This is a genomic window from Granulicella rosea, assembly GCF_900188085.1.
Taxonomy (GTDB): Bacteria; Acidobacteriota; Terriglobia; order Terriglobales; family Acidobacteriaceae; genus Edaphobacter; species Edaphobacter rosea.
This window is the reverse complement of record NZ_FZOU01000004.1, coordinates 491,800-507,281: the sequence shown is the minus strand read 5'-3', so window position 1 is coordinate 507,281 and position 15,482 is coordinate 491,800. Positions and strand designations below refer to the sequence as shown.

The 15,482-nt window shown below is 64.8% G+C and carries 14 protein-coding genes; 3 read left to right on the top strand and 11 right to left on the bottom strand.

What is annotated here, in order from left to right:
• Positions 1-20: 20 nt before the first annotated feature.
• From infB to CHB87_RS13955, 3 genes are all read right to left on the bottom strand, one after another.
• Positions 21-3,362 carry a translation initiation factor IF-2 gene (gene infB / locus CHB87_RS13965; protein ID WP_089409038.1) on the bottom strand — a complete coding sequence of 1,114 codons (3,342 nt, stop codon included), beginning with the start codon at positions 3,360-3,362 and terminating at the stop codon, positions 21-23.
• 147 nt (positions 3,363-3,509) lie between these two features.
• On the bottom strand, positions 3,510-5,066 hold the full coding sequence (gene nusA, locus CHB87_RS13960; protein WP_089409037.1) for a transcription termination factor NusA: 1,557 nt from the start codon (positions 5,064-5,066) through the stop codon (positions 3,510-3,512).
• Between the two features lie 79 nt (positions 5,067-5,145).
• The gene (locus tag CHB87_RS13955) at positions 5,146-5,745 is read right to left on the bottom strand and encodes a ribosome maturation factor RimP (RefSeq protein WP_089409036.1); all 600 of its coding nucleotides are present in this window, start codon (positions 5,743-5,745) and stop codon (positions 5,146-5,148) included.
• A 2-nt stretch (positions 5,746-5,747) separates the two neighbouring features.
• Between CHB87_RS13955 and CHB87_RS22475 the strand changes: the two genes are divergently transcribed.
• The 3 genes from CHB87_RS22475 (at position 5,748) to CHB87_RS13945 (ending at position 8,300) form a co-directional block, all read left to right on the top strand.
• Entirely contained in the window at positions 5,748-5,987 is a 240-nt protein-coding gene (locus CHB87_RS22475; protein WP_217897056.1) for a hypothetical protein, read from the top strand.
• A gap of 245 nt (positions 5,988-6,232) precedes the next feature.
• A complete protein-coding gene (gene guaB / locus CHB87_RS13950) occupies positions 6,233-7,759 on the top strand; it encodes an IMP dehydrogenase (RefSeq protein ID WP_089409035.1) in 1,527 nt (508 codons plus the stop codon).
• A gap of 16 nt (positions 7,760-7,775) precedes the next feature.
• Positions 7,776-8,300: a VanZ family protein gene (locus CHB87_RS13945; protein ID WP_245817991.1), complete on the top strand. Its 525-nt coding sequence runs from the start codon at positions 7,776-7,778 to the stop codon at positions 8,298-8,300.
• Positions 8,301-8,320: 20 nt separating this feature from the next.
• On the opposite strand, the gene CHB87_RS13940 is transcribed toward CHB87_RS13945, so the two are convergent.
• From CHB87_RS13940 to CHB87_RS13905, 8 genes are all read right to left on the bottom strand, one after another.
• The gene (locus CHB87_RS13940; protein ID WP_089409034.1) at positions 8,321-8,632 is read right to left on the bottom strand and encodes a hypothetical protein; all 312 of its coding nucleotides are present in this window, start codon (positions 8,630-8,632) and stop codon (positions 8,321-8,323) included.
• A 31-nt stretch (positions 8,633-8,663) separates the two neighbouring features.
• Positions 8,664-9,698 carry a GNAT family N-acetyltransferase gene (locus CHB87_RS13935; protein WP_089409033.1) on the bottom strand — a complete coding sequence of 345 codons (1,035 nt, stop codon included), beginning with the start codon at positions 9,696-9,698 and terminating at the stop codon, positions 8,664-8,666.
• Positions 9,698-11,533 (bottom strand): ArnT family glycosyltransferase, encoded by a 1,836-nt coding sequence (locus CHB87_RS13930; RefSeq protein ID WP_342743567.1) that lies wholly within the window; start codon positions 11,531-11,533, stop codon positions 9,698-9,700. Before CHB87_RS13930 ends, CHB87_RS13935 begins: the two co-directional genes overlap by 1 nt.
• Positions 11,534-11,551: 18 nt before the next feature.
• Entirely contained in the window at positions 11,552-12,544 is a 993-nt protein-coding gene (locus tag CHB87_RS13925; RefSeq protein WP_089409032.1) for a DHH family phosphoesterase, read from the bottom strand.
• On the bottom strand, positions 12,541-12,978 hold the full coding sequence (rbfA, locus tag CHB87_RS13920) for a 30S ribosome-binding factor RbfA (RefSeq protein ID WP_089409031.1): 438 nt from the start codon (positions 12,976-12,978) through the stop codon (positions 12,541-12,543). The genes CHB87_RS13925 and rbfA overlap by 4 nt, the downstream gene beginning before the upstream one ends.
• A 58-nt stretch (positions 12,979-13,036) precedes the next feature.
• The gene (locus CHB87_RS13915) at positions 13,037-13,333 is read right to left on the bottom strand and encodes a DUF503 domain-containing protein (protein ID WP_089409030.1); all 297 of its coding nucleotides are present in this window, start codon (positions 13,331-13,333) and stop codon (positions 13,037-13,039) included.
• A gap of 37 nt (positions 13,334-13,370) precedes the next feature.
• Positions 13,371-13,721 carry a hypothetical protein gene (locus CHB87_RS13910; RefSeq protein WP_089409029.1) on the bottom strand — a complete coding sequence of 117 codons (351 nt, stop codon included), beginning with the start codon at positions 13,719-13,721 and terminating at the stop codon, positions 13,371-13,373.
• A gap of 180 nt (positions 13,722-13,901) precedes the next feature.
• The gene (locus CHB87_RS13905; RefSeq protein ID WP_089409099.1) at positions 13,902-15,479 is read right to left on the bottom strand and encodes an efflux transporter outer membrane subunit; all 1,578 of its coding nucleotides are present in this window, start codon (positions 15,477-15,479) and stop codon (positions 13,902-13,904) included.
• Positions 15,480-15,482: the final 3 nt, after the last annotated feature.

Sequence of the window (15,482 nt, the reverse complement as noted above, 5' to 3'; positions counted from 1 at the left end):
GTTGTTGCAGCAGGAAGTTGTTACGCGTTGACAGGAGCCGATGCAGCGGCAGCGTCGGCCTTTTCCTTCTCCGCGCGAGCGGCCTTGCGCTGGGCTTCGGTGTTGGCACCCAGCTCGTCGGCCAGCTTCTCGGTGGTGAAGGTCTCGATGATATCGCCGGCGCGGATGTCCTTGTGTCCGGCCAGATCGATACCGCACTCGACGCCCTCGCGGACCTCGGATACGTCGTCCTTCATGCGCTTGAGCGAGCTGATCTTGCCCTTCCAGACCTCGACTCCATCGCGCATCAGGCGCGCCTGCGCCGACCGCTTGATGAGGCCGTCGGTCACGCGGCAACCCGCAATCTGACCGACCTTGGTGATCTTGAAGACCTGCAGCACCTCCGCGCGCCCCGAGTAGTTCTCTTTGAACACCGGATCGAGCAGGCCGTACATCGCCTTTTCGATCTCCTCGCGGAGCTCGTAGATGATCGAGTGCAGACGAATCTGGACGTTCTCGCGCTCGGCAACCTCGGCGGCCTTGCGATCCGGACGCACGTTGAAGCCGATGATGATCGCGTTCGAGGCCGACGCCAGCAGCACGTCGGACTCGGTGATCGCGCCCACGCCGGAGTGCAGCACGCGGACCCGCACCTTCTCGGTCGACATGTGCGAGAGATCCTCGGCGATAACCTCCACCGAACCCTGCACGTCGCCCTTGACGATGATGTTGAGGTCCTTCATGCCGGCCTGCTTGATCTGCTCCGCCAGGCCTTCGAGAGAGACGCGGCTCGACTTCGCCAACTGCGCCTCGCGCTCCTTCATCTTGCGGTACTGCGCGATGCCCTTGGCCTTGTCGCGATCCGCCATGACCAGGAAGGTGTCGCCGGCGTCCGGCATGCCTTCGAGACCGAGGATCTCGACCGGGGTCGAAGGTCCTGCTTCCGTGATCGACTGCCCACGATCGTCGAACATGGCGCGAATCTTGCCGAACGTATTGCCGACGATGTAGCTGTCGCCCGTACGCAGGGTTCCGTTCTGGACGAGGATCGAAGCGACTGCGCCGCGTCCGCGATCCAGCTTGGCTTCGATGACCGTACCGACGGCGGGACGATCCGGCTGGGCCTTCTGCTCGTTCGTATCGGCGACGTAGCAGATCATCTCTTCGAGCGCGTCCAGATTCAGCCGCTTCTTCGCGGAGACCTCGACGAACTCGACATCGCCGCCCATGGTGGAGGGCTGCAGGCCGCGCGAGGCGAGCTGCATGATGACCTTCTGCGCGTTCGCTTCGGGCTTGTCGATCTTGTTGACGGCCACGATGATCGGCACCTTCGCCGCGCGTGCGTGGTCGATGGCCTCAATGGTCTGGGGCATCACACCGTCGTCGGCCGCGACGACGATGACGACGATGTCGGTCACCTTGGCGCCGCGTGCACGCATGCGGGTGAAGGCCTCGTGACCCGGAGTATCGAGGAAGACGATTTCGCGTCCGAAGGCCGGGGAGTCCGGCTTCGTGATCTTCACCTTGTAGGCGCCGATGTGCTGCGTGATGCCGCCGGCTTCGCCGCTGGCGACGTCGGTCGCGCGGATGGCGTCGAGCAGCGACGTCTTACCGTGGTCGACGTGACCCATGACCGTGACGACCGGCGAGCGGACGACCTCGACCATGCCGGAGGTGTCTTCGAGGAAGCCTTCGATGGCCTCATTCTCCAACTGCTCTTCAACCGAGATGACCTGGGCGTCGGCGCCGAACTGGCGCGCGACCTCCTTGACCAGCTCGCCCTCGAGCGACTGGTTCACGGTGACGAATACGCCCTTCATCAGCAGCGTTGCGATCAGGTCCTTACCGCGTACGTCGAGCTTTTCGGCGAGATCCTTGACGCTGATGCCCTCGGTCACCGTGATGGTCTTGGTGATCGGCATGGGCTCGCGCGAGAAGGACTGGCCGCCGTAACGCGGTGGCGGCTGGAAGCCCTTCATCGGGCCTTCCTTCACCTTCTCGTAGCGCTGACCGCCGCGGCGCTGGCCGGGACGCGCGGGACGCAGGCCGCCCGGGGTCTCACCCGGTCCAGGCGCTACGCCAGGCGCTCCACCCGGACGCGGCGGGAAGCCGGGCCGAGGCGGGAAGCCAGGGCGCGCGCCGGGGGTGAAGCCGGGACGCGGCGGTCCACCCGGACCACCGGGAGCGCCAGGGCCGCCGGGGAACGAGCGTGTCGGATGCATGGGACGCCGGGCGCCGGGTGCCATCGTCGAAGGCGGACGAGAACCCGGAGGTCCGGCAGGGAAGCCGGGACGTGGGCGCTCGAAGATCGGACGGCCACGCGGCGGCGCGCCGGGTACAGGCGCGGGAGCGGTGTAGATCGGACGCGGCCCGGTCTGCGGCATGATGACGCGGCGCGCAGGAGGACCGGCAGGCGCGGCAACCACGGGAGTCGTCTCGGTCGCCTCGGCCGCGGAGGTGTTTTCCGCGACGGGCGCCGTCTCGGCGGAAGCTGCCGGCGCCGGGACGACGGGGGCTGCTCCAGCCGGGGATGCGACGACCGGAGGCTTGGCGACGGGCGGCGCCGCAACAACGACAGGCGTTGTCGCGGCAGGCCGGCTGAGAACGCCGGGGCCGGGGTTGGTGATGGGGAAGCGTGGCGGAGCGGCCACGACGGGCCGTTCCGGCGGACGGCTCGCGATGGCAGGAGCCGTCGGAGCCGGCGCAATGATGCGGGCGCCCTGGTTCGGCAGGGGCACGATGCGGCGCGGCGCGGGAGCTCCCGTGGGAGTGACCGGCGCGGCGGCCGCGACGGGCGGAGCAGGCGGCGGGACCACCGGAGCGGCAGGGGCCACAGGAGCGGGAGCGGCAGCGGCCGGAGCCGCTACCACCGTCGCAACAGGCGCTGGAGCGATTGGAGCGGCAACGACCGGAGCCGGTGCGACAGGGGGAGCGGCAATGACGGGGGGACGAACCGGGGCTGCCGGAGCGACCGAAGCCGCAGGGCGCGCCACGGGCGGCGCCGCGACCGGCGGCACGACCGCAACCGGAGCGGGCGTAGCCTGCACGGGCCGCTGCGGCGCCTGATGGACGACTGGCGGAGCGTTCCGCGCGGCGTTCTCGGCGTTGCGACGCTCGAGAATCGCGCGCATCGCGTCGCCCGGCTTCGACGCCTGCGAGAGGTCGATCTTCGGCCGGTTGTCGTACGTCGACGAACGGCTGCTGGAGCCGGAGCCGCCGCGATTGCCGCCGTTGAAATAATTACGCACACGATCGGCCTGGTCGGGGTCGATGGAACTGGAGTGGGTCTTTCCGGTGACGCCAAGTGCTTCGAGCGCATCCAGAATCGGCCTGCTCTTTACTTCCAGTTCCCGTGCAAGATCGTTGATTCGAACTTTGATCATCCGTCCCTTTTCGCTTCCTCTGTCGTTCAGCTGTTCATGGTCAGCCTCGTGAAGTTGAGCGTTTCTACTCTATTATCACTGAAATCGCAGGTTTCGCGCTCAAATGAATGTTTGGTTGTGCGGTTGCGACCGTACCAGCCCCTGGGGCTAGCCACGGTCGTGTCCGTCCGAATCGATCCCTTCGTCCGACACCTCTTGTGCCTGGTCGACAAGTTCGTCGATAGAATCGTTATCCGCTTCGATCAACTCTTCGCGCGCATCCGCATCCGAGTTGGCGTCGCTCGCTGCATCTTCTTCAGCCTGAATGTCTTCGGTCGAGATATCGTTCGACTCGACCGCGCCCTCTTCGCTGCCGGCTTCGGCGGCGAGAATCTCTTCCGGTGTCTGTTCCACGGAACTAACCTCCACGGCAGGGCGAGCTTCGCCCTCCTCGTACTGGCCAAAGTAGTGACGTACGGCGACCGAGATCTTCTCGACCGACTTCTCGCCGATGCCGGGCACCTCGCCCAGCTCCTCGGCGGTCATGTCGGCGAGCGACTCGACCGTCGTGATGCCGGCGGCGATCAGCTTCTCGAGCACATGCTCGCCCAGCTCGGTGACCGCCTCGATCGGAGTCGAAGGTCCGCCGGACATGGCCTGCATCTGCTGCTCGACCTCCTGGCGCTTCTCCTCCTCGGACTTGATGTCGATCTTCCACTGCAGCAGCTTGGCGGCCAGACGTACGTTCTGACCCTTCTTGCCGATGGCGAGCGAAAGCTGCGTGTCGTCGACGATGACCTCGATCTGCTTCTCGGCCAGGTCCGTGATCGAGACGCGGCTGACCTTCGCGGGCTGCAGCGCTTTCTCGGCGAAGGTCGTGATCTCCTCCGAAAACTCGATGATGTCGATCTTCTCGCCGCGCAGTTCGCGGATGATCGACTGCACGCGCATGCCCTTCATGCCCACGCAGGCGCCGACCGGGTCGACGTCCTTGTCGCGGCTCATGACGGCGATCTTGGTGCGCTCGCCGGCCTCGCGCGCGATGGCGCGAATGGTGACGGTGCCGTCATAGATCTCGGGCACCTCGGACTGAAAGAGCGACTGCACCAGGGCCGGCGCGGCGCGCGAGACGATCACCTGCGGGCCCTTGGCGGCGCGGTCGACGCGCAGCATGACCACGCGAACGCGTTCGCCCACGGCAAACTGCTCCAGGCGCGACTGCTCGCGCTTCGGCATGCGGGCCTCGGCCTTGCCTACGTCGAAGATGATGTCCATCGGCTCCAGGCGCTTGACGGTCGCGTTGATGACCTCGCCGGCGCGGTGGTTGTACTCGTTGTAGACTGTGTCGCGCTCGGCCTCGCGCACCTTCTGGAAGATGACCTGCTTGGCCATCTGCGCGGCGATGCGGCCGAGCGGGGTGGTGTCTTTATAGAAGCGCAGCTCGCCGCCGACCTCAACCTCGGGGGCCAGTTCGCGCGCGGTGTCCAGCGTCAACTGGTTGATCTCGTCCTCGACCTGCTCCTGCGATTCGACGACGGTCTTATAGACATAGGCGCGAATCTCGCCCGTCTCGCGGTCCATCTCGGCGCGCACGTTCTCCTGCGTCTTGTAGTACTTACGGGTGGCGAGCGCGATGGCGTCTTCCACCGCGGCGACAACGACCTCGGGCTCGATGCCCTTGTCGCGGCTCAACGTTTCAATCGACTGGTACAGAATGCTTGCCATTGCTTCACTCGGCTTTCATGGGGTCCGTACTGCGTGTGCTGCTCAAAAAAACATCCGGAAGACCTTGCATCCGGCGGAACTAAATCTCGGCGAGCAGGTGAGCCTTCTCGACGTTGGTGAGGGCGATCTCGACGACCTGCTCCGTGCTGGCAGCCTTCTTCGGTTTGCCCTTCTGTTTGATGGCGGAAAGGTCGAGCGTGAGTAGACCGCCCTCGAATTTCGTCAACCGGCCCTGGAAGTGCCGGTTCTGGTTGACCGCGCTGAAGGTCTGGAGCTTGACCAGACTGCCGCGAAAACGCGTGTAGTCGTCGGCCTTGCCCAGCTTGCGCTCGAGTCCCGGAGACGAGACCTCGAGCGTGTACTCCGCGCCGGGAATCGCATCCTCGACGTCGAGCACCGTGCCGAAGTCCTGCGCAAACGCCACGCAATCCTCATGGGTGACGCCGGAGAGCATCTCGACCGGCACGCCCTTGGGCAGTTCGACGATGGGTTCGTCGACGCCTTCCTGAGCCTGTGCAATCTCGGCCAATTTGGCGCGTGCGGCGGCGTCCTTTTCGATGAACACACGCAGCGTACGGTGCTTGGCGCCGCCTGAAAAGTCGATCTCGACGACCTCCAGGTGGTGCGATGCCGCGACGCGATCCGCGATCGTCCGAATTGTATCCAACTGCAACGCCATACTTGACTGCACCCTCTAAATCTTTTGTTTCTATTGCTTTGCAGGCCGACGCCGAACCGTTTTTAGAGCAAATAAAAAGTGGGCTCTGGCCCACTCGTCTCTTCCGCCACATCGCCGGTCTGACCACGGCAGCTTACTTGCGGCAGAACGGATTCGTCTGCAAATTAGATTCTACGGCAGCAGGGAAGAATCTTCAAGAGGCGGCTTTCGAGCCGGAAGTGAAAACGCCGCCCAGAGGATAGCGTTGAGTTTCGCGACTGGCCTTGCCCATCGCTCTCCGTTGCGGATCGTGCGCGAGGGGCGAAAAGTGTCCGCGCGACAAGACTTTCTGCGGAGTCGAGCGGGAAGGCTCTTCTTTGGCTTCCTGCACCGTCTTCGGTGCGTTCCGCCGGCCCGCATTTGCGGTCCTACCTATACCTCTCTACAATCGATCAAACTCAGACGGCGGCGGCGACCTTAAAGCCATGCCACCGCGATTGCGAAAACTATGATTATTGATACGATTCCCGAAGCTCTGACCTTTGACGATGTTTTGCTCGTCCCCGCCTACTCAGACGTAGTGCCCACGCAGGTGAGCACGCAGACGCAGATGACCAAGACCATCACCCTGAACACGCCGCTGATGTCGGCCGCCATGGATACCGTGACCGAGTCGCGGCTGGCGATCGCCATGGCTCAACAGGGCGGCATGGGCGTCGTTCATCGAAATTTGACGATCGAGCAGCAGGCCGGCGAGATCGACAAAGTCAAACGCTCCGAGAGCGGCATGATCGTCGACCCGGTGACCATCTCGCCCGACCAGCCCATCGCGGCGGCGCTTGAGATGATGCGGCGCTTCAAGATCTCCGGCGTGCCGGTCACGCAGAACCGCAAGCTGGTCGGCATCCTGACCAACCGCGACCTGCGCTTCGTGAACGAAACCAGCCTGCTGATCGGCGAGGTGATGACCAAGAAGAATCTCATCACCGTGCCGGTCGGCACGACGCTCGAAGAGGCCGAGGCGATCCTGCATCAGCATCGCGTTGAAAAGCTGCTGGTGGTGAACGACGACTACGAGCTGAAGGGCCTCATCACGGTCAAGGACATCCAGAAGAAGCTGAAGTACCCAAACGCGTCGAAAGATGAACAGGGCAGACTGCGGGTAGCAGGGGCCATCGGCGCGACGGGCGACTTCCTCGAACGCGCCGCCGCGCTGGTTGCCGCGCGTGTCGACGCACTGGCAATCGACTCCGCGCACGGCCATTCGTCGCGCGTGCTGGAGGCGGTTTCGGAGTGCAAGAAGGCATTTCCGCACATCCCGCTGCTGGCCGGTAACGTCGCGACCTACGACGGCGCGATGGCGCTGATCGACGCGGGCGCGGATGCGATCAAGGTCGGCATCGGGCCGGGTTCGATCTGCACCACGCGCATGGTCACGGGCGCGGGCATGCCGCAGATTACGGCCATCTCCGAGGCGCACCGCGCGGCCTCGAAGCACGGCATTCCGGTCATCGCGGACGGCGGCATCAAGTATTCGGGCGATGTCACGAAGGCGATCGCGGCCGGCGCAAGCGTGGTCATGATGGGTTCGCTCTTCGCCGGCGTGGACGAGAGCCCAGGCGAGACGATCCTCTACCAGGGCCGTTCGTTCAAGGCGTATCGCGGCATGGGCTCGCTCTCGGCCATGGCGCAGGGCTCGGGCGAGCGCTACTTCCAGGGCAAGGACGACATGAACGAGATCACCGCCGGCGAACGCACCTCGCTGACCGCGCGCGAGGGCCAGACGCCGAACCGGCTGGCGAAGTTCGTTCCGGAGGGTATCGAAGGTCGCGTGCCGCATCGCGGTCCGCTGGAGGCGATGGTCTACCAGCTCGTCGGCGGTTTGCGCTCGGGCATGGGCTACCTCGGCTGCGGATCGATCGAAGAGCTGCAGACGAAGGCGCGCTTCGTGCGTATCTCGAACGCGGGCCTGAAGGAGAGCCATGTACACGACGTGGTCATCACGCGCGAGGCTCCGAACTATCACGTGGAGTAGCTGTTAGCGTAGAGCCATGCTCTCTGTTTTCTTCTACAAGCCGAACCCCGAGATGCTGCGAAGGCGCGCCTCGGGGTTTTGGAGTCTTGGGGTCTGGCTGCCGGCGATGATCGCCGCGGCCTGCATCGTGGCGGAGTCGACGAATACGTTTTCGTCCGAGAATACGAGCGACTGGCTGCGACCGGTAGTGCAGCACATCTTCGGCCCCATGAACGACGACGCATGGGCGGACGTGCATCATCTCATCCGCAAGACAGGGCATTTTCTCGGCTATGGCGCGGTCTGCCTGACGTTTCTGCGGGCTTGGCTGCTCTCCTTTGGGACCCGCGAAGCCATGAGCACGGCAAGCTGGCGCTGGCGGTCGTGCCTGGCGGCGATCGCATGTACGTTTGCGGTCGCCAGCGCGGACGAGATACACCAGACGATGATCCCCAGCCGTACGGGCCAGTTTTCGGATGTGCTGCTCGACACCTGCGGCGGCACGGTGATGTGTCTGCTGCTGTGGCTGGTGGTCTGGCGGAAACAGGCGTCATACAAGTGAACTTCCCCGGTGCCGTCGCTCTACTTTCTGAGTGCATTTCGGACGAACCATGCGCCAACGCCGAAGAGTAAAGCTGCAAAGAGACAAGCGGCCCAGCTCGCTTGTTCGATCGCAATGGAAACAAACACCACGGCCACGGCTAGGTAGGCAAGCGCAAAGATCGCGACTCCGATACGTTGAATTAGAGGAGCGTCTCTCGCACCTTTCCAAAACAACTCGTCAACAGAACGGCCACCTCGAAGCACATCGGGCCACAGAACGCTTTTTTGCTGGTCCTTTACCGCCTCGATGTACGCATCAAACTTCTTCTTACCGCCGCTTTTCGTTTCCATTTCGATAGTCCACGATCAAGATCGTAACACCCTAACGATCGCTAAAGCTGTCGAGCGGTATCCGGTGAGGTTGGCCGCCTTTATCGCGCACCATGGCGTCGAAGCGGTGTCTGGTCGTGAATCCCAGCTCCCGGTAGAGCCGGACGGCGGGTTCGTTGGCCTCGGTGACGGTCAGGGTCAGGGCGGTGTAGCCCTGCGCGGGAAGATGCTGCATGCAGTGGCGCATCAGCGTCTCGCCCAGGCGGCGGCCGCGCCAGTGGGGCGAGACGCAGAGCTGCGTGACGTGCGCGACGTTCGGCGAGATCCGCGAGCACAGGACGGAGGCGACTGGCAGGTGTGTCCGCCGGTCGCGCAGTATCCATGAAGAGGCCGCGTCGAAGACGCCGCAGCCGGGGAAGCGCACGATGTTGTGCAGAAAGCGCAGCGAGCCATGCAGCGTGCGGTACTGGTCGTTGATCTGCGCGTCGATGTGGCCTTCGTAGGCGGCGTGAATCAGCTCGGCCGTCGGCTGATAGAAGCCCGGCGCCCAGGCGCAGAGTTCGAGCTCGCCCGGCACGGCGACCGGGCTCCAGTGCGCGCGCACCATCGCGGCGATGTCCTTCAGATCGCACTCCTCGAAGAGCCGGGGGAAGATGACGAAGCCCTGCCCCGGCGCCTGTCCGGCGAAGGGCCGGGTCAGGGTTCCGGCGTCGAAGAGCAGCAACTGCGCCTCGATGCGCTCGACATCGGGCGAGGCCTCCAGCACATCGAGCAGGTGGCCGGTCAGCGCCTGGGTGGCGGCGAGTCCTGATTCGATCTCCTGTGCGACATACACGTCGCCGATGACGGCCTTGTGCCCTTCGTAGACGCAGAAGGTATAACCGCAGACCTTGCCGCGACTGAGCGCAACGAAGCCGGGCAGGATGCGCGAGTCCAGATATTGAAGAAGCAGTTCGGTGGAAGACCGGTAGTCCCAGCGCAGCCGCCGCTGCCAGAGCTGCGCCTCCTGCTCCAGCAGCGGGCGAAGCTGCTTCGCGGAGAAGTGGCGCAGGTCGAGAATCTCAAACTGGTGCTGGGTATCCGTCATCAGGGGCGCGCGTAGACCCGGTAGGCGGCGAGGCCCTGTGCGTCGTAGAGGAAGAGCGGTTCGTAGACGCGGCCGGCCAGCCAGTGCTCGAGCTGTGGCGCGTCGCTGCCGCGAATCACCAGCAGATGCTCCGCGTCCGGCACACCGTCGGGATCGTAGTGGATGATGGGCTGGTTGCGATAGAAGGTCAGGCCATAGTCGAGGTCTCGCCGCACGGACTGGGTCGCGATCAGCTTCACGCCGGGCGCCTGTTTTGCCAGCTCCGCCGCCAGCGGACGGGCCGAGTAGTTGATGTCCAGATCCTTGCCGTGAAAGCCGAGCAGAAAGACCATCGCCGCGCAGACCGGCAGCAGCGTGATCGTCCGCACCTTGGTGATGCCCCAGTAGCGAATGGTGAAGAAGACGATCGCGCCCATGACCAGCGCCGCGCCGCCCGCGATCTCAAGCCAGCCCGGCGAGGGAACCAGCGTGCCGTAGGTCATGTGCTGCGGCGCCAGCGTCAGCACGAAGACCAGGATCGCGCAGAGCGCGGCGTGCGACCAGAGCATCCAGCCCTTCATGCCGATGCGGCGGATGCGCGAGAGATAGTCGCCCGTGAGAATCGTCAGCGGCGGAATCGAAGGCAGAATGTAGCCCGGCAGCTTCGAGCCGGCGAACGAGAAGAAGAGAATCGGGAAGAGCGCCCAGAGGACGAGGAACTCCGGAAAGGCGTCACCGGCGCGCGTATGTCCAAGATAACGCTGGGGTTTGTGCCGGACCTTCCACTCCGCGATCGAGACCTGGATGGCGTCGATCAGCGCGCGGATGGCGATCACGGTCCAGGGCATCAGGCCGATGAGCAGCACGGCGAGGTAGAACCACGGCGGCTGATGGTGCTGGTAGCGGTTGGTGGCGAATCGTTCGAGGTTATGCTCGACGAAGAAGGTCCGGTAGAAGGTCGGGTTGCGCCGCTGCACGGCGATGTACCAGGGCAGCACCATCACCAGGTAGAGGACGATGCCCGGCCACCAGATCATCCGGCGCAGCATGGACCACTCTCGCCGCAGCGCGACGAAGAGCGTGATGATGGCGAAGGCCATGAACGGCGCGACCGGTCCCTTGGCCAGCGTCGCCGCCGCGCCGAAGAAGTAGAGGTCGAAGAGCCAGAATTTCTTGCCGGTCTCGTACCATGCATACCAGCCCAGCATGCCGATGCAGAATGGCGCGGCGAGCTGCATGTCCGTGCTGGCGCCGCGGGAGAAGGCGATGATGCCCACGCAGGAGGCGGTGATGAGCGCCGCGTCGAGGTGTCCGCCGGGGCGGAAGCGCCGCATATGCAGGAAGATCAGGCCGATCAGGTAAAAGGCGCCGGAGGTCGAGGGCAGCCGGGCCGCCCAGTCCGAGACGCCGAACTCGCGGAAGAACCCCATCGCGCGCCAGTAGTAGAGGGCTGGTTTTTCGAGCCAGGGATGACCGTTCAGGATCGGCGTCACGGTGCCCGCGACCGTGCAGGTGATCGAGGCATGGATGTCCGCGGCGCGCAGGCTGCGCGGCATCATCTCCGCATGCAGTGCGTCGCAGGTCCGCTCGTGGGTCTGGAGCATCTCGCGCGCGATCTGCGCATAGCGAGGTTCATCGGCGCCGACGAGGCCGAGCTGGTCGCCGCCAAAGTGTGGGACGAGCCCGAACATCATCAGAAAGACGGTGAACAGGGTGAGGACGACCACCTCGCCAGGATTGGCCAGGGCGGGCGATTTGCGCAGCTTGCGGAGCCCACTCAGCGCCCGCTCGGGCAGACCGGGGCGAGACGCTGGCTCTGGCGGCTCGGACGCGACGGGTTGTGACAGCTCATTCACAGGTTCTGTCCGTCGGGTTCAGTCGAGTCTGGCGCGAAGCCGGGAGAGAATGCTCTCGGTGGCTTCGGGGATGGGCGTGGGCAGGGTGCAGCCGCTGGCGACCCGGTGGCCGCCGCCGCCAAACTGTTCGGCGATGCGCGCAACGTCGATGGCGCTCTTGCTGCGCAGGCTGGCGCGAATCTGTTTCTCATCCGGCATCTCGCGCAGAAAGAACGCAGCTTCGATACCATCGATGCCGATGAGGAAGTTGACGATGCCTTCGCACTCGTCGGTGCTGGCGCCGGCCTCGTCCAGCTCCGGCTGGGTGACGGTCGTCCAGGCGAAGGGCCCTTCGCGCTTCAGGTTGCGCAGAGCCGTGCCAAGCAGGCGCAACTTGCTGAAAGGATTGGAGAAGTAGACGTCCCGCGCGATGCCGTGAGGCGATGCCCCGGCCTGGATCAGCTCGTGCGCGACCTCGAAGGTGCGGGCGTCGGTGGCCGCGTAGGTGAAGGAGCCGGTATCGGTCAGGATGGCGGTGTAGAGGCAGGTCGCCATGCCGGGGGTGATCACGATGCTCGGGTCTTCGGCCATGGCGGCCTGCACAATGCGGCAGACCATGGCGCCGACCGCGCAGGCGGAGTCGTCGATCCAGTTGATGGCGCCGAAGGGCCGCGCGCTGGCATGATGGTCGATATTCACGATCAGGCGGCCGTCGAGATCCTTCAGGCCGCAGCGCGCCACGTCGCATTCGAGCAGAATCGCGGGCGCTGTTGGATGGAGTGCGGCGCTTGCATGCCGGATGCGGTCGACGCCGGGCAGCGTGCGATAGATCGCGGGAATCGGGTCGGCGAAGATGCACTCGGTGGTCGCGCCCATCTGCTCCAGCAGACCCGCGAGACCCAGCACCGAGCCGATCGCGTCGCCATCGGGGCTGAGGTGCGAGGTCAGAATGAAGTGCGGATGCGCCCGAAAGGTCGCGAGCAGCGTCGCAATGGAAGCGGCTTCCGTCAGATTGGCGGCGGGAGCGGTCATGCTTTTGCAGGCTGCGCGGCTGGCTTCTCGGTCGCGGCCTGGGTCGTGGTCGTGTCGCCGGGGGCGGTTTTCTTCTCGCGCTTGCGCATGCGGCCGAGCAGCTCGTCCATGCGGCCGGTCATCTTTTCGGAGCGATCGATGGCGAAGACCAGCTCCGGTACGTGGCGTACGCCCATGCGTTCGCGGATCTGCGCGCGGATGAAGCCGCGTGCGGTGGTGAGCGCCGCAAGGGTCGAGGCCTCTTCCTCCTCGCCGCCGTGGACGGCAACGAAGACGCGCGCGGACTTGCCGCCGGGCGCGAGCACTACCTCGGTGACGACCGAGGGAAAGATGCGCGGGTCGGAGAGCTCGCCTTCGAGCATGGCGCCGATCTCCTCGGAGAAGGAGTTCGCGACGCGGTTGCGGTGGTAGGTTCTGGCGCGTGGTTCGGGCATGGTTCTCTTCTCTAAACACTCTAGCGTAACAAATTCGACGGGCTTTCGCTGGAGGAGGTTACTCTTCGAGAATTTCGGCGAAGGAGTCCTGAATCTCCGCCCCAAGCGTGACGCAGATGCGCTGGGCTGCGTCGTCGATCTCCCGAAGCTGGCCGGTGAGGTAAGAGTTCGACCCGGAGATGGCGACGATGCCGACGGTCGCGCGGTTCCAGACCGTCGCCTCGTCCAGCTCGGCGACCGAGGCGTTGAAGCCGTTGCGCAGCTTGTCCTTGAGCGAGCGGACGACCTGGCGGCGGTCCTTCAGCGACTGCGCGTGGGGGATCGAGAGTTCGAGTGTCAGTTTTCCGATGGGCATGGGTAATGGGTGACTTTATATGACCGGTTGCGGAGCCTTAGGCTTCCTCTTCTCTGAGCTTCGCGTATAAGGCTCGCTGCGCCTCGTTGATCTGACCGGGAAGACGATCGATCTCACGCCTGGACGCGGGCAGGCGATTGGCCTTGTTCTTGTAGTCGTAGTAAAGCGTTCCGTGGATGCCTTGTGCGTCGCGCTTGTGAATTGGGCGGCTCCACACGGGGGTGAGCGTCTCTCCTGCGGTTCGCTCGCCGACCCGTTCGACAAAATCTTCCACGACCTCAAGGTCCTGACCTTCTGCGGGAAAGATCAGCGCAAACTCCGAGTCTGTTGCCTGAAAGATGCTGAAGGTTGCGTTGACGGCGCCGTCGACAATCTGGACGTTCTTCATATTTGTTCAGTTTCACTTCCAGAGAAGGTAGTGAGATAGTTGCGCGGCCAACTCAAAGGCGGGACGCTCTCACGGGCATATGCGGAGGTTACAAGTTTTTCCCTGAAAAGCGAAACGCCTCGGGGTGAGAGCCCCGAGGCGATTTCTTTGAGGCGGCATGAGCCCATGAGACAACACGATTTACGGCGTATTCGACACCTGTGCCGCCGCTCCGGGTGTGTTGACCGCGCCTGCAGCCGGAAGCTGCGTGGTATCCCAGCCACCTCCCAGCGCCTGCACGAGCTGTACGGCGGCGGTCATCTCGCTCACGTGCAGAGTCACCAAGGTCTGCTGGTCGGATAGCAGTGTGTTCTGCGCGGTGATGACGTCCAGGTATGGGTCGAGGCCGGTCTCGTACCGCGCCTGCGCGATATTGAGGTAGCGCTGCGCCGCGGCGACTGCCTCCTGCTGCTTGGCGATCTGCTGCGACAGAATGCGGACCGTGGCGATGTAGTCTTCGGTCTGCTGGAAGGCGGTGAGGACGGTCTGTTTATAGGCCGCGACATCCGCGTTGTAGGTCGCCGTGTACTGCGCGACCGTGGCGCGGCGCAGTCCGGCGTCGAAGATCGTCTCGCTGGCGGTTGAGCCGAGCGACCAGAAGAACGCCGGCGCGGAGAAGAGCTTCGAGATGGTCGACGACTCGTTGCCGCCCGATCCGGTGAGCGATAGCGTCGGGTAGTAGGCGGCCTTTTCGACGCCGATCAGCGCGTTGGCCTGGGCCATGGTGCGTTCGGCGGCGGCGATGTCCGGCCGGCGCTGCAGCAGTTGCGAGGGCAGGCCGAGCGGGATCGGCGGCGCGTCGGCGGTCAGCATCCGCACGGGCAGCGAGAAGCTCGACGCCGGCTTGCCGATCAGCGTCGCGATCGCGTGCTCGTAGATGGCGCGATTGGTGGCGACGCCGATGCCGGTCTCCTCCGCGTTGCGCAGCGTGACCTCGGCCTCGGCGACGGCCTCGGGGCTGTCGATGCCGGTCTCGACCAGCGCGCGGGTTAGTTCGAGCGACTTCTTATCGGCCTCGATGGTCTTGTTCAGCACGTCCTGCAGGGCGTCCTGTCCGCGCAGCTCGAAGTAGAACTCGGCGAGGGAGGCCTGTTCGGTCAGGCGCTCGTTTTCGAGCTCGGCGGCGGAGACCTGCGTGGCGTACTGGTACTCGCGCACGGTGTTGCGCACCTTGCCCCAGAGGTCCGGCTCCCACGAGACGTCGAAGGGCAGGGACATGACGGTGGCGGTGCTGCCGCTGGTGGCGGTCGTCGAGGTCGTCGTCCCGGTCGAGCCGGTTCCGCCTGTCCCGGTTCCGGTCGAGGTTCCGCTGGTCGTCGAGACGGAGTTCCGCAGCGTGCCCGGCGTGCGCGTGCGCTGGTAAGACGGCGCGACCGAGACCGTCGGGTAGTACGCGGCGCGAGCCTCGCGGACCTGCGCGCGCGCGGCCATGAAGTTCTGGAAGTACTGGGCGATATTCTGGTTGTCGATGTTCAGGCCGTCTTCGAGCGCGTTCAGCTCGGGCTCGTGGAAGACCTCCCACCACTTGCCTTTGAGCATCGCGTCCTGCGGCGCCGCGGGCTGCCATGTCCCGTCGGGCGTGTTGGCGTATGCCGCAGGCGCGGACTCTTTGAAGGCTGGCGGCGCCGGGGTGGCGGGAGTGGTGTATTTGGGGCCTACGCGGCAGCCTGCGAGAAGTATGAGAGCTGCGGTGGCTGCGAGTTTGGCGGGGTGAGTCATATT